Source organism: Paenibacillus etheri (assembly GCF_001012825.1).
Classification (GTDB): domain Bacteria; phylum Bacillota; class Bacilli; order Paenibacillales; family Paenibacillaceae; genus Paenibacillus_AQ; species Paenibacillus_AQ etheri.
On record NZ_LCZJ02000043.1, the window covers coordinates 110,732 to 130,240 of the forward strand.

Sequence of the window (19,509 nt, forward strand, 5' to 3'; positions counted from 1 at the left end):
ATTTCTATGGTTATTTAGTAAAAAAGTTCGGCAAGAACTCTTTATTGGCTTCCAGCATTTCATCCAGCATACGAACCGCCACATCTACAGATGGAACGAGTGGGTGATGTACCATTGCCTGAAGGGCAAGCGCGCGATCACCGGTTACAGCGGCATCAATGGCTAGCTGCTCGTAAGTTTTGACAGCATGAATAAGTCCTTTAGCCATCGGTGGAATCTTAGTCAGTGGTAGAGGTAGTGGTCCATTCTTGGTGACAACACAGTTAACTTCAATACTTGCATCATCTGGCAAGAAATTCAGTATGCCACGATTAGCAACATTCAAGGTCTGGATGTCGTTTGATCCGTTATGGAGCGATCTCATGAGATTAACGGCTGCTTCTGAATAGAAAGCACCACCGCGTTGTTCTAGCTGTTTTGGCTTCTCGCTTAACTCAAGATTCGCGTATAGCTCAAATAGCTCTTCTTCTACGCGTTTCACGACTTCCGCACGGTTGATACCTTGCTTAAACGATTCCATCTGCTCTTCGAGCATGGCATCTGTCATATAGAAATATTTCAAGTAGTAGGAAGGCACGGCGCGAAGCGATTGTATGAATTCTGGATTCCACTCTCTAGCTGGCACGTTCTTGGCACTATAGCCATCTGTGAGCATGTCATCCAGCTTATCTTCGCCTTCAACGTCAATTCGAGTAATCCAGTGTAAGTGATTAAGACCAACAAATTCGGCATAAACACGATCGGCTGCTACGTTATATTTGGCGGATACTTGCTTGATCAAGCCGATAGGTGCATTACAGAGACCGATACTCTTTACTTTGGAGTATTTCAGAACAGCCTCAGTGACCATCCCAGCAGGATTGGTGAAATTGAGCAGCCATGCGTTAGGAGCCAGCTCTTCAATATCACGGCACACATCCAGAATGACAGGGATCGTACGCAGTGCTTTCATCATTCCGCCAGGGCCCGTCGTTTCTTGACCAATAACACCATATTTAAGAGGAATCGATTCATCACGTGCGCGGGCATCAAGCATGCCGACACGCATTTGAGTGCTGACGAAGTCTGCGCCTTCGATAGCTTTACGGCGATCTGTAGTGAGGTGAACTTCAATAGGAAGTCCGGATTTCTCAACCATACGTTTAGCGAGATTGCCTACGATATTCAGCTTGCGAAGTCCAGGCTCAATGTCTACAAGCCATAGTTCACGAACAGGAAGCTCCTTGTAATGAAGAATAAATCCCTCTACCAATTCGGGTGTATACGAAGAACCCCCACCGATAACTGCGATCTTTAATCCTTGATTAGTTGCCAAGATCAATCACTCCTGCCTTTTTTGTTTGTTGGATCGATTCATAATCTTGAAATTGCCGCATGTTCTCATACGCTTCACTACTAAGGGTCAAACCGCCTTGATCCATCGCGGACCAGACAGCACCTACTACAGGCTCTGTGGCGAGAGTCACGACAGTTGCTTGTGGGGCTGCAGCTTGTACAGCCTTCACAATAGGTCCGCGAATCCAGCCGCGATCCCCACGGGTTAGCAGACTTCCCGCCAGAACCACATCGAAGGTATCCTGCTCCATCCCAAGCTTGTGGATGACCGCAGCAGCGGACTTCCCTAACTCAACGCCTTGCCGATTTAGAATCCCTAAGGCTACAGCATCTCCTTCAGCTGCTGCTTCGAAGAGCAAACGAGCAGCGTGCACAGGCACCCGTTTCCAGTGATCGAGGAAATCATTAAACATATCTGAAACTTCCTTATAACCTAGCAAGTTGAGTAGAAGTCCGGTCAAGAGGGTTGGTTGTTCCCGTCCATCCCAAGCTCTTATGACAGAGCGAAAGACTTCAATGTTGAGTGCACCGCCCCCGCCGAAATCACCATACATGTAGTCAAAACCACCACACTGATAGTGCTCTCCCTGCTGGTTCCTTCCTGCTGTGTTGGTGCCAGTTCCACAGATTAGTGCGACTCCATAAGGGCGAGTCGTTCCTGCTCGCAGTCCGATCATGGTGTCACAATTAATGGTGTAATTGGTGAAACCAATCTCGCGAATCATTGGATGTAGAATGGCATAATCGGCCTCACGATCAGCACCGGCAAGCCCAAGATAGGTATGTTGGATGTCCTCCAATCGGAGTCCAGCCTCATCTAGCGCTCCGAATGTGGCCTCTCGAATGCTGTTGGCTGCCTCAAGGGCGCCTGTCTGGTGGTTGCCGTTACCGCTCCTGCCCTTACCGAGAACATTGCCATGTTCATCGCTTAGTAGAGCATAGGTTTTGGTGCCTCCACCATCGATCCCCAAGTAGTAAGTCAATGGTTGTCACTCCTTGTTTATATTATTTAATTCCTTGGAATTAGTAGATTCCCGTAAAATTAACTCTGGGTCAATCTTTACTCCAGCTCCGCGCTTCATCTTTCCAGAGATACGCTTTAAGAGCATATCGGCAGCTGCTAACCCAATTTTGTCCGAAGGCTGACGGATCGTTGTTAAATATGGATGGAGCTGTGAAGCAATATAATGATCATCATAGCCAATCACAGCTACTTGTTCGGGTACTCGAATGCCCGCTTCCATTAAAGCGTTGATGACTCCAAGGGCGATATTGTCATCGCCAGCGAATACTGCAGTAGGTAACTGTCCTTCGTTCAGCCAACGTTTGCAGGTTTCGTATCCCATTCCAATATCGAAATCGCCATGTATAATCTCAAATGGAGTAAGACCTTTTTCCTCAAGCGCTTGTAGGAATCCGGCACGCCGCTCCCGCGTACTACGGAACATCTCCTGTCCACACAGATGAGCAATTGACGTATGGCCGAGCGCTAACAGATGACTGGTAGCCATATAGCCACCTTTGAAGTTGTCGATCGTGATAGAGTAGGTGTCATTCTCGGGCTTTTGGTTATCAATCAGCACATAAGGGATACCCCGCCGTTTTAATTCCACAATATAATTATCCTCTTCCATCGGAGAGAGTAGAAACAAACCGTCTACACGATCCTCTTGGATTAAATAATGGCTGTCATCCGATTCGATGCCTGTTGAGATGGAGATGGCCAAAAAATAACCATGCATTGCTAAGACTTCATTCAGCTCTTTGACCACTGCGTCAAAAAAGGAATCCTGCAGGGTCGTGACAATAATTCCGATAATTCCCGTCTTACCGCTTGCCAGACTGCGTGCAGCTGCATTGGGGCGGTAATCCAGCTCTTTAATGGCCTCCAGCACCTTCTGACGATTTTTTTCGCGTACAGATTCGGCTCCATTTAAGACCCGGGATACAGTTACGACGGATAGTCCCGATTTTTTAGCTACATCAAAAATACTCACTTTCATCTCTAGTTCTCCTCGCGGCAGATTTTCCGATCCTGCTTTCTACCTTCAGTATACAGGGTTGGCAGACTGTCCGCTAAACGTATGATTTCAAACAGGCATACCGTCCCTAAAGGGACGGCATACCTGCCAAACATTAACGATGAATGATCTCTGTAACTTTTTTCTGAATCGTCGTCATCACTTCTTCCACAGTCTTATGTCCAGTTTCTACAGGCTGCAATTCATTAATGAACATGTCATTAATTTGCGAGTAGTTGGTAATCAAATGGTTGTATGATTCGAAGCCATAGTTCACAGCACCCTCGTAGACATTCTTGATATCTTGCGGATCGATACCGTCAAAATGTTTATAGTAGGCTTCCGCAGCTTCTGTATTGATCGGTGGGTTACCGCCGCTCAGGTCAATGGATTTCTCTTGCACTTCGGTTGTAATCAGGTATTTAATCCATTGGAGAGCTTCCTTTGGATGCTTGGAGTCTTTCAAGATTAGCAGCGGGTCAACATACAGAGTACTCCGTACCTTGTCATTTCCACCCCACGGTACAGCAGCAACGCCGATCTTGAATGGGAAGTCATTAGCGCCTGCGAGGTTCCATGAGCCTCCGATGGACATACCGATTTTACCTGCAACAAAGGGATCGCCGTTCTGACCGGCTACGCTTTTACTCCATTCGGTGGATGGAGATACTTTATCTTTGAAGACGAGATCGAACAGCTTGTTGTATGCGGCGATTACCTCTGGGGAGTCAAAATAGGTCTCGGATGGCACACCGCCATTGGTCCATGTATCCTCTGAATAAGGCTCAGCTCCAAAGTATAACGGCCGCATATCCCGTTCAGACCAGGTAAAGTCTACGCCGTATTGTGTCTTGGCAATATCATCGGATACCAGTGTCATCTTTTTGGCATTCTCTACCATTTTGTCAAAGGTCCAACTTTTATCTTCATAGTCGCTTGTTGGGTAAGGCAGGCTGGCAGCGTCAAACATGTCTTTGTTATAAAGCATCAAGGTGACATACATATTAACTGGGATGCCATAGGTATGGTCTTTAACCTTGTAGATGTTCATCAAATTCTCTGGGATGTTGTAATCCTCTGCCTTGAAACCATCCTCTTTCATAAGGTCGGTCATATCGAGTAGCATACCCTTGTTATAGTATTCTGCGAAGCCGCCATACCCCCAGTGACTTGTCACATCGGGCGATTTACCTCCAGCAATTAGTGTTTGCAGCTTGCTATCGAACTGTTCATAAGGTGCTTTTTCCACTTTGACTTTAATATTAGGATGTTGTTTCTCGAAATCAGGGATTAACTTTTCAACAAATGTGCGGTCTTCTGAATCAATCGTGTAATGGGTAATCGTTACCGTTTCCGCTTTGCCTCCGGCATTAGTAGAGCTGCCATTTTCCTCCGATAGCGTGTTACCTGCTGATTTACCTCCGCTGCAGCCTGATAATGCCAGAACAACGAGCATGGTTGTTGCGAGTAAACACGCAATGGTTTTCCTGTTCTTGTTCATAAGCTAAACCCTCCCTGATTTGAACTATATTTGGCCGCCTAGTGGCGGATTATTACTTGATTCCCGTAAGTACAATACCTTCAACAAATTGCTTCTGAGCTACAGCAAATAGCGTAACGATAGGAACCATAGCAAGTACGGACGCAACCATTAGCAGATGCCAAGGCGGAATGCGAAACCGTGAAGAGGTAAGGGAGGACATACCGACTGGAAGTGTGAACTTATCAGATGAGCTTAAGTAAAGCACCGGCGTCAGTAAATCGTTCCAGTTGTAGATGAAGGCAAAGATGGCCACAGTTGCAAGTGCAGGTTTGGAGAGTGGCAGAGCTATGGTAGCCCACATCCGTATTTCACCACAGCCATCAATGCGTCCGGCATCAAACAGCTCTTCTGGCAATGTGGAGAAGAATTGACGCAGTAGGAAAATATTATAGGCTGAGCCGAAGAAAGCAGGCACGATCAAGGGTAAAAAGGTATCGATCCAGTTCATATGCGAAAAGAGTACAAATTGCGGAATCATAATGGCCGGATAAGGCAACATCATGGTGCTCAGCAGCAGGATGAACCACATCTGATTACCTGTACCTCTGAATCTGGCGAATCCATAGGCAACCAGCGCCGAAGAAATCAAGGTTCCCACAACGCTAAAGCCGGCGATAATCAGACTGTTTTTATAAAGCGTACCGAACTGCAGGGTATCAAATATTTCTGTGTAATTGCTCCACTGCCAGCTTTCTGGAAAAAAGGTGGGTGGGAACTTCAGCATCTCACGTTTAGACTTAAGTGAAGTGGAGACCATGAAGAACAAAGGAAGCAGCATCAGAAATGTTGTGACTACTAAAGTAATAAAGCTGAAAATCTTAAGAGGCTCCGCTTTCCGGCGGCGTCTTGTTCCTTTAGTCTGGGGGCTTAGCGCTCTGACTGTACTCATTTGCGTCCGCCTCCTTCGTAGTGAACATAACGGTTAGACAATTTCATAATTAGTGCGGTACACAGCATAACTACGATGAGGAGCACCCATGCCAAGGCTGAGGAATAACCGGCACGATATTCTTTGAAAGCACTGGTGTAGAGATTATAGACATAGAACCAGGTAGAGTAATTCGGACCTCCTTGAGTCATGACAAAAGCTTGGGTAAAGACTTGGAAGGAATCGATCAGTCCCATAATTAGTTGAAAGAGCAGCACGGGAGAGATCATCGGTAAGGTAATGTTCAAGAAAATTCTGAAGCGTCCAGCACCGTCAAGGTTCGCGGCTTCGATCAAGCTAGCCGGTACGCCTTGCAGACCTGCGAGGAATAAAATCATTCCTGAGCCTGCTGTCCAGAAGGTCATGATGATCAAGGCATACAGTGCAGTGTCTGGGTTCATCAGCCAAGCCGGTCCATGAATACCGAACCAGGAAAGGATGTAGTTGAAGAGCCCGATCTGCGGGTTGAAGATCCAGTACCATAGGAGGGACATGGCCACGCCGGATACCATGCTTGGAAAATACATGGCTGTTCGGAAAAAGCCGCGCAGAGGAATGGTCTGGTGAAGCAATAGCGCAAATCCAAGACCGAGTGCAAGCTGGATAGGTACACCGATGAAGGTATATCTCAGCGTGACAACCACCGATTTCCAAAACAGGTCATTATGAAACATCTCTGTGTAGTTAGCGAGCCCGATAAACTTAGGCGGGTGTATGATGTCATAATCAGTAAAGCTGAAGTAAAGCGATGATAAGATAGGATAAAGGGCGAATACCAGGAAGCCGATAATCCAAGGAGAAATGAACAAATACATGAAGAACGTCTGCCGCCTGTTCTCGCGATTGATCATGACACACCAACCTCTCGTTTTAAAAGTATAAGCGCTTTAACTTTTAATTATGATAATACTATTAAATAACAATAATAATAGGAATATCGATATAAAAGTTTAACCGCTTTAACTTTTTTGAGTCGCTTAATAAACTTATCATAGTGGATGATCACTAAATAATCAACACTTATTTTTAATTATAAGAGCGCTATCAGTCATTAAACATAACATAAATCCTATTAATTTTGTGAGAAAAGTCCATGAATAAGATTTATAAGGTCTTCGTGTAAGTGATTATGACATGTAATTATTATTTTCGATTGAAATTTCTCATGCTATGATTAGGCTTGGTACTATTTTTTAGAATCGAGGAGACTGAGTGACCACAAGACCGTACTTGAAAATGATACAGCATTCCGTTAAATCTTTAGGCATTACCTTTGAGGAAATCACACCAAACTTTGTGTATAGAGCGACAGATGGTGCCAAATCGTTTGTGATGGTAGACGCTGAAATAGGTCTGAATAGCAGTGCCTCTACGATCATTGCGATGAGTAAATCTCTAACTTATGACGTTTTGCACAAAGGTAATATACCGGCTGTAGAACATGCATATTTAGCGCATCCTGACGCTAGATTTAATCATTCCAACCCTTACGAATTAGCTGAACGTTCTTTTTATAAGTTCAATGAGCAGGTAGTTGTGAAGCAGGATAACGGAGCACAGGGGAATCATGTGTACAAAATTAATGAGGTAGCCGATCTGCACGAAAAGCTGAATTTATTATTTTCTTTACAGCTTAATGGGGCGATAGGTCCTTATTATGAAGCGGAGATTGAGTATAGAATCGTAACCTTTAATCATCAGGCGCGTGTATTCCTTGGCAAAAAGAGAGTTCATTCCTGGAAGCATAATTTGATTAACGGGGCTGTTGCTATTGAGGTTAGCGATCAGACCAAACGAGCGGCGCTAGCGGAGCTTGCTTCCGAGACCTCTAAAGCAATGGGCCTTGATTTCTGCTCCGTGGATATCTTGGAGACAAATCAAGGCCTCATGGTGATCGAAGTTAATCATAAGGTTATGTTGGATGAGTATTGTAAGCAGAATCCAAGCGAAGTGCCAGCTCTAGCTGACCTTTATAGGAAAGTTATCCTCCAGCGCTTTGAGAAGCTATAAGCCGATATCGAGCAGCGATTGCCCGAATAATCTTTTCGCATTTCCGATAAAGGTTTGCGTGCCGACAATTACAATAATGTCGGAGGATGAGCGTGCTTTAATATGATGTGTAAGGGCATCCTTCAAATAGGGAAACTCGTAACTTTTTTCGATGAAACGTTTGGCAACATGGAGTGCATCTGTAGGAAAAGAAAGATGGCTGATATCTGGTCTTGTGACGATTAATTGATCCGAGACTGTACTCATCACTTCGATAACCCCTGGATAATCTTTATCTTTAGGGACACCGATAATTGAAGTTACAGCTCGGCTGCGGTCAGGATTCACCAGTTGAATAAGTTCAGCCAAATAGCGTGCCGATTCTTTATGAATCGCTCCGTCGATTATCGTTAATGGATCATGGCAGATCACTTCACAGCGACCCGGCCATTGCAGTTTTGCAAAACAATGGAGAACGAGTTCCTTATCCAGAGGACCGCCTGTAATATCCTCACATAGTGCGACTGCAGTGGCTGCATTTAGAGCTTGAAATTGTCCCAATAACGGAATCGTTAAGGACGGGTAAACCGCTTGATTTGTCTGAACATCAAAAGTAGTTCCAACGGGTGTTATAGTAATAGAATCAGCCCAGAACTGCTCCTCATAATACTCTACAGAATTTGAAGTAAGGTTCGCTTTTATAGTCGCAAGTACGCTCGATTTCTGTTTGCTGATATAGACGTTAGTGGCCTTGTTTTTGACGATGCCCAGTTTATGTAGTGTAATGCTGTTCAGGTCAGGTCCCAAATTAGCTACATGTTCTTCCATAATCGGAGTAATGACAGCCCAATCATTCTTCAGGACATTCGTGTCATCAAACCTTCCGCCTCTTCCGCATTCAATCACATTGAAATCGGTATGATTCTCCTTGAAGTACAACGTCGCAATCGCCAAACCTACCCCAACAGGACCTTGGTACTCATCAGCGGCAAGCTGATCTTCAATCGTTTGAAATCCCTCGCGAACTACATTTCCTAATCGTACAAAATCGTCTGTGGATATGGCTCGCCCATCAATCCGTATTCTTTCGTTGAAATCCACCAGATGAGGAGAGGTGAATAAGCCCACTTTATAGCCTAGGTGACTTAACAAAGAGGAGATAAATCTAGAGGTGGAGCCTTTACCTTTACTGCCTGTGACTAGTATGTATTGTTGACCTCGATCCGGACTTCCGATTAGATCCAGCAATGCTCTGGTTAATTTCGGTCTTCTAACTTGTTCATCCATAGTTTCTGTGATGCTGTTAATGGCTCTTAGATAAGAGCTGTAGATCATATCTTCTACCTGGGATTGTGAAGTGAATTCCACGATGATCGCTCCATTTAGTTAATTTTTGCTCGTTCTTCAGATAGCGTCGTATAAATAATTATCGGAAGTAGTACAAGAGAAAGAGCAACTGTCTGAGCGATGCTCCAGTTCAAATCCTTATACAGCTGTACTACTGTAAACAATAGAGCGATTACGGGCAAAACCAGCTTATTTAAGTGTTTTAAGAATAGGGAGTTCATGCTTCTCTTTACGGTAACTGATGTGCCGATACTGGGGATTTCTAGTTCGTTCCGTGACAAAGCCGTGATCCCGATAAATAAGTGGCTGTCGATAAATTTAAGCTGCTCATTCTCCTCATTTAGCTTGATCAGCTGGGCAATATGCTCAGTGTCTATATCTAAGATGGGGACGGATATTTCTTTATTATTATAGGTGATGATCATTTTATCGGTCTCTTCCATGCCCAGCAGCTTTCTAACATTTGGGTGAATTCGGCATAGATTTTGGTGCTCATCAAAAGGGTAGGGATGTCCTACTCTTAGCGTAAGCTCTCTTTTGCCAATAAAAAAGTTTCCTAATGCGGTTAAGGGCCGTTTGATTCCCAAATGTATAAGTTTATGTATGCCTGACGCAGACTGCGGACTTGTTCTTGCACGGGTAATGATTAGTTCATCATTCTCAGTGGCATGAGTCTCAAGTAACAACATGATATATCTGTTGAAATATAGCGTATTCGGCTTGGCTGTGTCATCCTCTTTTAACGTTAAGTTTACCCGAAAGCCGTTCTTAGGATTAATCAGCTCTACATGGTTTGAATATTTACGGACGAGCGTTGGACAGGCTTTGACAAAAGGTTTGGCAATCTCGTCTACTTTAGGAATTCCCCGAAGGATTGTGTTGTACTCAGGTTTAGTGATGGTTAATCCTGTTAGGGGGCAGTCTCCTAGCTTGTCCTTTGCTCTTTTAGATAATTGAATACTACCTCTTGGGATATCGCTTTTAGATAAAAGCAAACCGTTAACCTGAGCGCCATTCTCTGCTTTAAGCTCGATAAAGATATGTTGGACTAAGCCTAATTCGACCAGCTCATCGGGGTTCATCGTGATTTCTTCCCGGGCGGTATAGCTTTGTTTCTCCAATAGGGTGAAGGTCTGCTCGATATTTATGTTAGGCACCTCCCAATCGATTGATGATTTGTTCGAGGGAATGAATGGTTTTTTGGAATAAATCAAATGATTTCGGGTTACGATAATTTCGATTAATTTCAATCTGAATTCCTTGAACTAACAATTCTTTGGCGGAATACGAAGTGATCGTTCCGGGATGAGATGCAGAAAATGTATGGTCTTGATGAACATTGGTAATACCATTATTGAAAAAAATACGTACGACTTCATTTATATTATTTTCTTGTATGGATGTTCCGTGTAATGTACCTAAATCAATATCGAATTCTCTATCCTTAGCAGCACCATGCAGATCTATAACAAAGTTAATTTGATGATCTTTGACAATTGTTCCAAGCGCAGCTTTATATTCTCCACCAAGGATGTAATTGGGGTCTTCTTTGGAGAAGCTATTGGAATAGATACAGTGACAATTTGTGAGCTTTTGTAACATCAGCGCAAGAGAACCTGTATACATGTCTGCAGGTTTTACAGCATGTTCTCTATAGTGGTTAATGGCATGCGGAGCAGATACAAGTACAGGAAGAGTACCTTCTACAATGGAGTAAGAAGGCTTTACCCCGATATCGCCAAAATAATTATTATTAGAGAATTGTAACTCATACTTTTCGATCAGAGATAAGATATGCAATCACCTATTCATAGTTATTTTTAAAAATATAAGAAATTATAATTTTCACCCTATAGCTTATATTTTATATTTCTCGCTTAAACGCTCACCGTCCTTAATAGGACGCATGAGGCGTTTATACTTGTCTATTATAACGTTTGAAGATTTGTAATGGCGAGTTTCTGCAATAAAATGGTTATTGAAATGTTCAAAATGGTGTGCTAATATTTCAATTGAAAACGTTACCGATAAGGATACCGAAAAAATAAAGGTGAATACTTAAGCGAAATGAAAACGCTGACATATTCTCGGTAGGTAATTTCGGAGACGTCTTTAAGCGAAGTAATTTAATAACAAAGTACGAGGGGGAAGAAAAATGAAGAACATTAAAAAATATCTAGGGCTCATGTTGGTAATGTCTATGGTAGTAGTCTTGGCAGCAGGGTGCGGGAATAAAGAGAACAATACAGCATCCAATGATGGAAACGCTTCATCTGGAAAAAAAGGATCGGTTTACTTTTTAAACTTCAAGCCTGAAATTGCAGAAATATATGAAAAAATCGCTAAGGATTACGAAGCAGAGACAGGCGTTAAAGTAAAAGTCGTCACAGCTGCTGCAGGTACTTACGAAACCAAATTGAAATCCGAGATTTCTAAGTCCGAAGCACCTACGATCTTCCAAATCAACGGACCTGTTGGTTTTCAATCCTGGAAAGATTATACCTTGGATTTGAAGGATACTAAGCTGTACAGCTATCTGTCCGACAAAAGCTTGGCTGTAACGGAAGGTGAAGGTGTATATGGTATTCCTTACGTAGTTGAAGGCTACGGTATCATCTACAACGAAGCAATCATGAAGAAATATTTTGCCTTGGCTGATAAAGCTGTATCCATCTCTTCCACAACTGAAATCAATAACTTCGAGACTTTGAAAGCAGTAGTAGAAGATATGACTGCTAAAAAAGATCAACTAGGTATTAAAGGAGTATTCGCTTCCACTTCCCTCGCTGCCGGTGAGCAATGGAGATGGCAGACTCACTTAGCTAACTTGCCGCTGTACTATGAATTCAAAGACAATACTGAGTTTGATAACACCGTACTTGCGGGTTTAGCTTCTAAAGAAGTTGAATTCAAATATAACGATAAGTTCAAAAACATCTTCGATCTTTACATCAAGAACTCTGTGACTAAAGAAGCGCTTCTAGGCAGTAAATCTGTAGCTGATTCCATGGCTGAGTTCGCACTGGGTAATGCAGCGATGGTTCAAAACGGTAACTGGGCTTGGTCACAAATCAATGATGTAGATGGTAACGTAGTTAAAGCTGAAGACATCAAATTCTTGCCTATCTACACAGGTATGGAAGGCGAAGAAAAACAAGGTCTGGCTGTAGGTACAGAAAACTATTTCGCAATCAACAGCAAAGCATCTGCTGAGAACCAACAAGCTTCTATCGCTTTCTTGGAATGGTTGTTCTCCAGTGAAAAAGGTAAAGCTTATGTAACGAACGACTTAGGTTTCATTGCTCCATTCAACACGTTTGAAGAAAGCGAAAAACCAGCAGATCCACTGGCTAAAGAAGTATCCGCTTGGATGGAAAAAGATCTGACTTCCGTAGCTTGGACATTTGCGGCATTCCCAAGTGAAGAGTTCAAAAATGTCTTTGGTGATGCGCTCTTGCAATACGCTCAGGGAAACAAAACTTGGGATGAAGTTGTAACCATCTTCAAAGACACTTGGAAGGCTGAAAAGGCAAAATAATAAATGCATGGAAAGATGATTGAATAACTCTCAGTTGTCATATAGATACAAGCTTAGTGCCGCTGGGCTCCTTCAAGGACTTCAGTGGCACTAAGCAACAATTCGAGTGAATTTATCTGTTTCATCATTTTCCATACTGAGATAGGAGAAGACTCCATGGAAAAATCGATAAGAAAATATTTTGCTCTTTTTGCATTACCGACCATAATAGCCTTTGGGATCGCTTTTGTTGTACCGTTTCTTCTGGGAATATATTTGTCTTTTACAGAGTTTACTACAGTTAATGATGCAACATGGATAGGGTTTGGCAATTACGCTAAAGCTTTTTCCAATCAAGAATTTTTAAATGCACTGGGCTTTACGGTTAAATTTACAGTTCTATCGGTGCTTACGATTAATGTGTTCGCATTCATTCTGGCGATGTTGTTAACAAGAAAGCTAAAAGGGACTAACGTATTTAGAACGATCTTTTTCATGCCTAACTTGATAGGCGGTATCGTATTAGGGTACATCTGGCAGTTAATCTTCAATGGAATTTTGTATAAATTTGGAGTTACTTTGACCTCTGATGCAACTTATGGATTTTGGGGATTAATCATCCTTATGAATTGGCAATTGATAGGGTACATGATGATTATCTATGTTGCAGGTATTCAAAATGTTCCTAAGGATATAGTAGAAGCCGCAAGAATTGATGGAGCTTCACGTTCTAAGATTTTACGTAATGTGACGATTCCACTAGTAATGCCGTCCATTACCATTTGTTTATTCCTAACCTTATCGAATTCATTCAAATTGTTTGACCAAAACTTAGCGTTGACCGCGGGAGCTCCTTCCAAGCAGACCTCGATGCTAGCACTGGATATCTACAATACATTCTACGGAAAAACAGGATGGGAAGGTGTCGGTCAAGCGAAGGCCGTCGTATTCTTTGCACTGGTAGCCTTAATCGCCTTAGTACAACTTGTCATTACTAGAAGAAAGGAGGTTGAGAACTAATGCAACAGACTAGAGCAAAAGACTATTCTATCTTCACTATTTTGTTGGTCTTGGCCATTGCGTTCTTATCTCCGATCTTTATTGTTCTGATGAACTCCTTTAAAGGTAAGTTCTACATTAGTGATACACCTTTCTTATTCCCTAATGGGACTACTTTTGTTGGTTTGAAGAACTATACTAGTGGTATAGCGAAGATTGATTTCTTCAGTGCTTTCGGAATGTCCTTGTTTATCACCGTATGTTCGGTTGCTGTAATCGTATTATTCACTTCCATGACTGCATGGTATATTACTCGGGTGAAGTCCAAATTCACGAACTTGATGTATTACGCATTTGTGTTTTCTATGATCGTACCGTTCCAGATGGTTATGTTCACAATGACTAAAACTGCCAATGTACTGCATCTCGACAATCCGATTGGGATTATCCTGATCTATCTGGGATTTGGTTCAGGGCTATCGGTATTTATGTTTAGTGGATTTGTGAAGTCTATCCCACTTGAGGTTGAAGAGGCGGTTATGATTGATGGATGTAATCCACCGCAGGCGTTCTTTAAAGTTGTATTGCCTATCCTTAAGCCTATAGCTGTAACCGTAGCGATCCTTAATGTTATGTGGGTATGGAACGACTTCCTGTTGCCTGACCTGCTGATCGGTACTGAATACAAAACCATTCCTATTGCGATACAGTATCTAAAAGGTGGATACGGATCTATTGATATGGGAGCTATGATGGCCATGCTGGTCCTAGCTATTGTACCCATCATCATTTTCTATCTGACCTGCCAAAAATACATTATCGAAGGTGTCGTTGCAGGAGCCGTTAAGGGTTAAATAGAATATGTATGTAGAAGCGAGTAGGGTGTCTTTCTTGGTGAGATTATCTCATCAAGAATCCCCTGCTTTCTTATTTAACGTGTAAAGGAAAGGTAGAAATGGAGAGATTGACTATCATAGATATCGCCAAATTATGTGGGGTTGGCGTGACTACAGTATCTAGAGCCATAAATAATCATCCGGATATTAATGAAGAAACGAAAGCGATGGTTATGAAAGTCATCAAAGAGAACCATTATGTACCGAATAACAGTGCCAGGAATTTAAAACGATCCGATTCGAAAACGATTGCAGTATTGATTAAAGGGATTTCTAACCCCTTTTTTAGCCCGATGATTAAAGTGTTTGAAAAAGAGATCCAGCGAAAGAAGTACTCCTTCATCCTACAGCGAGTTGATGAGAATCAAGATGAGATTGAGGTAGCGATTGAGTTGGAGAAAGAAAAGCGTTTGAAGGGAATTGTGTTCCTGGGGGGATTATTCTCACACTCTCAAGAAAAATTACAACAATTAACGGTTCCATTTGTCCTCAGCACGATCGGAATGACGGAAGAGATTGATCTAAGTGACTATTCTTCTGTATCTGTGGATGACTTTAATGAAAGCCTTAAGATCGTCGATTATTTATGTGATTTGGGACATCAAAAAATAGCAGTCATTACTGCGTCTGAAGATGATGTGAGCATCGGTAAACTGAGATATGAAGGGTATAAAAAGGCTCTTTCTGATCATGGAATAGCTTATAATGAACGGCTAGTACGGCGAATGAAAGAGGATATTGATAGCTATAGTATGGAAAACGGATATGCGGTTACAAAAGAACTGCTGGAGTCAGGGGAAGAGTTTACTGCTATTTTTACCTTATCAGATAGTATGGCTATCGGAGCTTGTAAAGCAATATTTGAAGCGGGCAAGCGGGTTCCAGAAGATTACTCAGTGGCTGGTTATGACGGCCTGGATATTTCCTTCTATTATAATCCTTCCATCACTACCATCAAACAGCCAGTAGTTGAAATTGCGGAAGCGACGATTAAGATTCTTTTTGATCTTATTAATAAGAAGGTAAATCATGCGCATCAGATTTTCCCTGCAGAATTAATCGTTAGAGAATCTACGAGGTCTATATTGTAGTTTTAAAAGGTTTATATGTTTAAGTTTATTTACGAATTGGGGTGGGGAGATAGAACCGCAAGAGATTAAACTTAATGATATCGGCAGCATTACACGGTTTCTCACCGCATTCGGTGACCCTACTCGGATTCGGATTGTTTCGTTGTTAGGCAATAAAGGTCGCCTGAACGTTGGGGAAAGTGCAGGAGAATTCGAAATAAGCAGACCAGCGATTTCGCACCACCTTAAAATCCTACGGGATGCTCGCATTGTTGACTATAAGAAAAGGGGGCAGGAGGTGTATTACTGGTTAGCTCGTGAAAGGGTTACAACGAATTTTAGGACGCTTGCTGATTTGGCGTCGTCGTTTCACTATGGGGACTAAGCCAGCTCAAGGTATTGGCTTAGTTCTATTTAATTTCGAGATTTCAAGTCTTTTCGCAGTGCACTTCGAAACATCCCCACACTTAACAATACAAAGGGTAGAAATAACCCGAAGGTTATAATATAGTATACCCAATAATTATCAAACACCGCGTTGTAATAGGAGTAATTCGGGGCAATAAGAGGTGTTAAAGGAAAGAGACTCCAGAATGAAATCCTGAATAGCTTTAAACGTAAAAAAGCTGTCGAGAGAATCTCGACAGCTAAGATAAACAGGATTAATTAAGTACTCTAAGACGTCCAATCGTTATATAGGTGCTTCTCAGTTAGTATGGACAATAACTGGATACCAACCTCATTATGCCCACCTTCGGGGATGATCAAATCGGCGTATTTTTTGGATGGTTCAATAAAAGCTTCATGCATCGGTTTAACCGTGCTCAAATATTGGTGATGGATCGACTGAATGCTCCGACCGCGTTCCTCGATATCCCGGAGTACCCGGCGGAGGATACGTACATCAGGGTCAGCATCAACAAAAACTTTGATGTCAAGCATATCGCGGAGGTTCTCATCGGATAGAACATGGAGTCCCTCGATGATTACAATATTGTTTGGTTTTAGCTCTACTGTCTCCGTCGTGGAGCGGGCATGTACTGTGAAGTCATACACCGGAGCATATGCAGTCTTGTCCTCTCGCAGACATTTAAGATGCTCAATTAGCAGCTCATTGTCGAAAGCGAAAGGATGATCGTAATTGATGGATTCACGTTCAGCGAAGCTGAGGTGTGAATGATCTTTATAGTAGTTATCTTGAGATATGAAAGTTACCTTTCCCGTTCCAAGACGGTCAATGACGGAGCGGGCTACGGTTGTTTTTCCGGAGCCGGTGCCGCCGGCGATACCAATAATGAGCATGTGATTCAATAACCCTCCCTAAGATTGCCGTTGCAATTCCAATATTGTAGCACAGCGCTCATGTTTTTTCACCTTAGATCAGGTAAAATTAAGATGGGATTTTTTGAAATTCGTCGATATTAGGGACAAGGCAAACACGGAAGGGGTAATTCTACCAATGAACGGAAAAAAATCAGTGCAAGAAGCCTTTAATGAAACGACTTATCGAATCGTAGGACATGGGAATAGAGATGTTCAAGTCTTGAAGGAAGCCTTTGAGGCTGTAGAGAACAATACAGCATCTGATATTTATGGAACTGGAAAGGTTATTGAGGCATTCCAGTCGGAGATGGCGAAGCTTCTGGGAAAAGAAACAGCAGTCTTCTTTCCGAGTGGAACGATGGCACAGCAAATCGCTTTAAGAATATGGTGTGATGAAAAAGGACTCAAGACAGTCGCCTATCACCCCTTATGTCATTTGGAGATCCATGAGCAGGATGGGTTGAAGGAATTGCATCATATCGAGCCTGTCCTACTTGCGGATAAGGATCGACTAATCACTTTGGATGATGTATTACAAATGAAGGAGGATATTGCTTGTCTGCTGCTTGAATTGCCGCAGCGTGAGATTGGCGGACAGTTACCAGAGTATAAAGAGCTTGAAGCGATTTCTGCACATTGCCGTGCTCACGGAATTAAGCTGCATTTGGATGGGGCAAGACTGCTTGAGACGCTTCCCTATTATGGAAAGACAGCTGCTGAGATTTGCGCGCTCTTCGATAGTGTCTATATCTCACTGTATAAAGGAATCGGAGGAATTGCTGGCGCGATTCTTGCAGGCAGTGAGGATTTCACGAAGCCATCGAAGATATGGAAACGCCGGCATGGTGGCGACCTAATCAGTCTGTATCCATACATTATTTCCTCTGATTACTACTTCCGGCAAAGAGTAAATAAGATGCAGCAGTATTATGAAGGGGCTAAGGAGCTTGCCGCTTTAGTTAATCAATGTCACGCCGTGACTACGTTACCTAATGAACCAGTCTCTAACATGTTTCATATGCATTTTCAAATGTCTAGAGAGAGAATAGAACCGATTCTGTCTTCTGTATATGAGGCAACAGGAATCGGTTTAAGCGCAGCAATAAGACCAACGGGAGAACATACTTCTTATTGTGAGATCAGTATTGGTGACAAGTACGCCGACATCCCTAAAGAAGAGGTGAAGGGTTTCATACTGCTGCTTGATAAGCTAATGCGTGAATCATCTTCCGAGCAGCGTTCGAAGTAAAGAAATCCGTAATAATTGTTTTTTAATAAGCTTCGTACGGAATTCATTTCTTAATTGATTGTAGATCGGCGGGCAATGGTTAAGGGCCCAATGATACATGAATTTAAAGTCTGTAGCGTCTTTCGCAGAATTTAATAAATAGTATGAAATCGTATCATAAGCATTATGGTTAAACCATTCTGTCATTTCCTGCTCGCTATATCCATATTTCTGAACGGCCATATTCTTAATCAACAGCTTTTCCTCCAGATTCTCAATTAAGAATCCCTGGCTCAGATTAAAGGTGATGTTGTTCCCGTGTAATCTGTACACACCTGCAAGGGTATCTATGAAGCCAGCATCACCGACCAACAAGGAGCGCAGATAAATAGAAGCATCGTTAACCATGTTCATATGCAGGATATCCATAGCCATTAAAGCCTCACGCTTAAAGACAGTTGTTAAGGTGGAGGACGGCTTCGGGTATCCTTTTTTCTCGAAATTCATGAAATAATCTTGCTTCTTAATAATCCTACTTAGCTGCAGGCTACTAATCTTCAGTTGCTTGGCCTTTGAAAATTCAAGAAACACATTAGCGGCCACAAATGATACTTCGGGATGAAGATTGTGAAATTGTACAGCTTTACTTAAATAATTCATGTCAATCAGATAGTCATCATCATCGAGAAAAAGAACATAGACACCATCACCATGAGCGGCAAAAGCTTTACGGCGATTATTTCCAGGACCGCTATTCTTTTCGTTCCGCATGTAGATTACTTGCGTCTCGTCTCCGAAGTTCTGATGCATCAACTCTGCCGTACCATCTGTAGAACAATCGTCGATCACTATGATCTCTTTATAGGGATAGTCTTGCTTTAAGACACTTTGGATCGCTTGATATAGGAATGCTTTTCTATTGTAAGTAGTGATAATGACACTGACCTTGGGATACGCGGTTAAGGAATCGATGGCTGGGTATGAAGTGTTCGTATCTGCAGACTGGTTTTTGAATGTAACTAATCCATGAATCAATCCGTCGATCTCATCGTTCACGATGCTGAATTGCTCTGACAAATAGAACCTTAATGCATCCTCCGAAGCTCTCCCTGTGAGATAAGCATGAATCACCTCAGATAAGGTCTCTAGATAGGGTTTAATTTGTACGTTCGGTTCTTTATCTATAATCAGGCGGCATCTTTGGAATAGTTCTTTATCATCCATTTGAAGGGCAGATGAATGGTTCATTTCATCATTAAGGTCATTTAGAAAGACGTAACAGGCTTGCTGTAAAACCTCACTATGATCCATTT

Annotated in this window: 18 protein-coding genes; 7 read left to right on the plus strand and 11 right to left on the minus strand. The window is 42.5% G+C overall.

Going from position 1 to position 19,509, the window contains the following annotated elements:
- Window positions 1–10: 10 nt before the first annotated feature.
- From UQ64_RS26855 to UQ64_RS26880, 6 genes are all read right to left on the minus strand, one after another.
- A complete protein-coding gene (locus UQ64_RS26855) occupies window positions 11–1,315 on the minus strand; it encodes a 6-phospho-beta-glucosidase (RefSeq protein WP_060626529.1) in 1,305 nt (434 codons plus the stop codon).
- Complete coding sequence (locus UQ64_RS26860) at window positions 1,305–2,318, minus strand: N-acetylglucosamine kinase (protein WP_060626530.1); 1,014 nt, start codon at window positions 2,316–2,318, stop codon at window positions 1,305–1,307. The genes UQ64_RS26855 and UQ64_RS26860 overlap by 11 nt, the downstream gene beginning before the upstream one ends.
- A gap of 6 nt (window positions 2,319–2,324) precedes the next feature.
- The gene (locus tag UQ64_RS26865; protein ID WP_060626531.1) at window positions 2,325–3,338 is read right to left on the minus strand and encodes a LacI family DNA-binding transcriptional regulator; all 1,014 of its coding nucleotides are present in this window, start codon (window positions 3,336–3,338) and stop codon (window positions 2,325–2,327) included.
- 133 nt (window positions 3,339–3,471) lie between these two features.
- Window positions 3,472–4,857 (minus strand): ABC transporter substrate-binding protein, encoded by a 1,386-nt coding sequence (locus UQ64_RS26870; RefSeq protein WP_060626532.1) that lies wholly within the window; start codon window positions 4,855–4,857, stop codon window positions 3,472–3,474.
- Window positions 4,858–4,909: 52 nt separating this feature from the next.
- Window positions 4,910–5,788, minus strand: coding sequence for a carbohydrate ABC transporter permease (locus tag UQ64_RS26875; RefSeq protein WP_060626533.1), 879 nt, complete (start codon window positions 5,786–5,788; stop codon window positions 4,910–4,912).
- Window positions 5,785–6,678, minus strand: a complete 894-nt coding sequence (locus UQ64_RS26880; RefSeq protein ID WP_060626534.1) for a carbohydrate ABC transporter permease — start codon at window positions 6,676–6,678, stop codon at window positions 5,785–5,787. The genes UQ64_RS26875 and UQ64_RS26880 overlap by 4 nt, the downstream gene beginning before the upstream one ends.
- A 361-nt stretch (window positions 6,679–7,039) precedes the next feature.
- On the opposite strand from UQ64_RS26880, the gene UQ64_RS26885 reads away from it, so the two are divergent.
- Complete coding sequence (locus tag UQ64_RS26885; protein ID WP_156417688.1) at window positions 7,040–7,837, plus strand: ATP-grasp domain-containing protein; 798 nt, start codon at window positions 7,040–7,042, stop codon at window positions 7,835–7,837.
- Here the strand turns inward: UQ64_RS26885 and UQ64_RS26890 are convergent.
- From UQ64_RS26890 to UQ64_RS26900, 3 genes are read right to left on the minus strand one after another with little or no spacing between them, the layout of a single operon-like run.
- Complete coding sequence (locus UQ64_RS26890) at window positions 7,832–9,184, minus strand: bifunctional folylpolyglutamate synthase/dihydrofolate synthase (RefSeq protein WP_060626536.1); 1,353 nt, start codon at window positions 9,182–9,184, stop codon at window positions 7,832–7,834. The two genes, UQ64_RS26885 and UQ64_RS26890, sit on opposite strands and share 6 nt — an antisense overlap.
- 14 nt (window positions 9,185–9,198) lie before the next feature.
- Window positions 9,199–10,284: a hypothetical protein gene (locus UQ64_RS26895; protein ID WP_209445890.1), complete on the minus strand. Its 1,086-nt coding sequence runs from the start codon at window positions 10,282–10,284 to the stop codon at window positions 9,199–9,201.
- A gap of 28 nt (window positions 10,285–10,312) precedes the next feature.
- Window positions 10,313–10,963 (minus strand): hypothetical protein, encoded by a 651-nt coding sequence (locus tag UQ64_RS26900; protein WP_060626538.1) that lies wholly within the window; start codon window positions 10,961–10,963, stop codon window positions 10,313–10,315.
- A 355-nt stretch (window positions 10,964–11,318) separates the two neighbouring features.
- Here UQ64_RS26900 and UQ64_RS26905 point away from each other — a divergent pair, with 355 nt between their 5' ends.
- The 5 genes from UQ64_RS26905 (at window position 11,319) to UQ64_RS33035 (ending at window position 16,030) form a co-directional block, all read left to right on the plus strand.
- Window positions 11,319–12,701, plus strand: a complete 1,383-nt coding sequence (locus tag UQ64_RS26905; protein ID WP_060626539.1) for an ABC transporter substrate-binding protein — start codon at window positions 11,319–11,321, stop codon at window positions 12,699–12,701.
- Between the two features lie 156 nt (window positions 12,702–12,857).
- Window positions 12,858–13,700 carry a carbohydrate ABC transporter permease gene (locus UQ64_RS26910; RefSeq protein ID WP_060626540.1) on the plus strand — a complete coding sequence of 281 codons (843 nt, stop codon included), beginning with the start codon at window positions 12,858–12,860 and terminating at the stop codon, window positions 13,698–13,700.
- Window positions 13,700–14,533 (plus strand): carbohydrate ABC transporter permease, encoded by an 834-nt coding sequence (locus UQ64_RS26915; RefSeq protein ID WP_042184128.1) that lies wholly within the window; start codon window positions 13,700–13,702, stop codon window positions 14,531–14,533. Before UQ64_RS26910 ends, UQ64_RS26915 begins: the two co-directional genes overlap by 1 nt.
- Window positions 14,534–14,634: 101 nt before the next feature.
- Window positions 14,635–15,666, plus strand: coding sequence for a LacI family DNA-binding transcriptional regulator (locus UQ64_RS26920; RefSeq protein ID WP_060626541.1), 1,032 nt, complete (start codon window positions 14,635–14,637; stop codon window positions 15,664–15,666).
- Window positions 15,667–15,754: 88 nt separating this feature from the next.
- Window positions 15,755–16,030, plus strand: coding sequence for an ArsR/SmtB family transcription factor (locus UQ64_RS33035; RefSeq protein WP_082651342.1), 276 nt, complete (start codon window positions 15,755–15,757; stop codon window positions 16,028–16,030).
- Between the two features lie 290 nt (window positions 16,031–16,320).
- Here the strand turns inward: UQ64_RS33035 and udk are convergent, their stop codons facing one another.
- The gene (udk, locus tag UQ64_RS26925) at window positions 16,321–16,947 is read right to left on the minus strand and encodes a uridine kinase (RefSeq protein WP_060626542.1); all 627 of its coding nucleotides are present in this window, start codon (window positions 16,945–16,947) and stop codon (window positions 16,321–16,323) included.
- A 157-nt stretch (window positions 16,948–17,104) separates the two neighbouring features.
- Between udk and UQ64_RS26930 the strand changes: the two genes are divergently transcribed.
- Window positions 17,105–18,217, plus strand: coding sequence for a threonine aldolase family protein (locus tag UQ64_RS26930; protein WP_060626543.1), 1,113 nt, complete (start codon window positions 17,105–17,107; stop codon window positions 18,215–18,217).
- Here the strand turns inward: UQ64_RS26930 and UQ64_RS26935 are convergent.
- On the minus strand, window positions 18,191–19,507 hold the full coding sequence (locus tag UQ64_RS26935) for a glycosyltransferase family 2 protein (RefSeq protein WP_060626544.1): 1,317 nt from the start codon (window positions 19,505–19,507) through the stop codon (window positions 18,191–18,193). The two genes, UQ64_RS26930 and UQ64_RS26935, sit on opposite strands and share 27 nt — an antisense overlap.
- Window positions 19,508–19,509 lie beyond the last annotated feature (2 nt).

Excerpts from the sequence above, each read along its gene's own strand:
- UQ64_RS26865 (WP_060626531.1), bottom strand. The coding sequence starts at position 3,338 with ATGAAAGTGAGTATTTTTGATGTAGCTAAAAAATCGGGACTATCCGTC.
- UQ64_RS26870 (WP_060626532.1), bottom strand. The coding sequence starts at position 4,857 with ATGAACAAGAACAGGAAAACCATTGCGTGTTTACTCGCAACAACCATG.
- UQ64_RS26875 (WP_060626533.1), bottom strand. The coding sequence starts at position 5,788 with ATGAGTACAGTCAGAGCGCTAAGCCCCCAGACTAAAGGAACAAGACGC.
- UQ64_RS26880 (WP_060626534.1), bottom strand. The coding sequence starts at position 6,678 with ATGATCAATCGCGAGAACAGGCGGCAGACGTTCTTCATGTATTTGTTC.
- UQ64_RS26905 (WP_060626539.1), top strand. The coding sequence starts at position 11,319 with ATGAAGAACATTAAAAAATATCTAGGGCTCATGTTGGTAATGTCTATG.
- UQ64_RS26910 (WP_060626540.1), top strand. The coding sequence starts at position 12,858 with ATGGAAAAATCGATAAGAAAATATTTTGCTCTTTTTGCATTACCGACC.
- UQ64_RS26915 (WP_042184128.1), top strand. The coding sequence starts at position 13,700 with ATGCAACAGACTAGAGCAAAAGACTATTCTATCTTCACTATTTTGTTG.
- UQ64_RS26920 (WP_060626541.1), top strand. The coding sequence starts at position 14,635 with ATGGAGAGATTGACTATCATAGATATCGCCAAATTATGTGGGGTTGGC.
- udk (WP_060626542.1), bottom strand. The coding sequence starts at position 16,947 with ATGCTCATTATTGGTATCGCCGGCGGCACCGGCTCCGGAAAAACAACC.
- UQ64_RS26930 (WP_060626543.1), top strand. The coding sequence starts at position 17,105 with ATGAACGGAAAAAAATCAGTGCAAGAAGCCTTTAATGAAACGACTTAT.
- UQ64_RS26935 (WP_060626544.1), bottom strand. The coding sequence starts at position 19,507 with ATGGATCATAGTGAGGTTTTACAGCAAGCCTGTTACGTCTTTCTAAAT.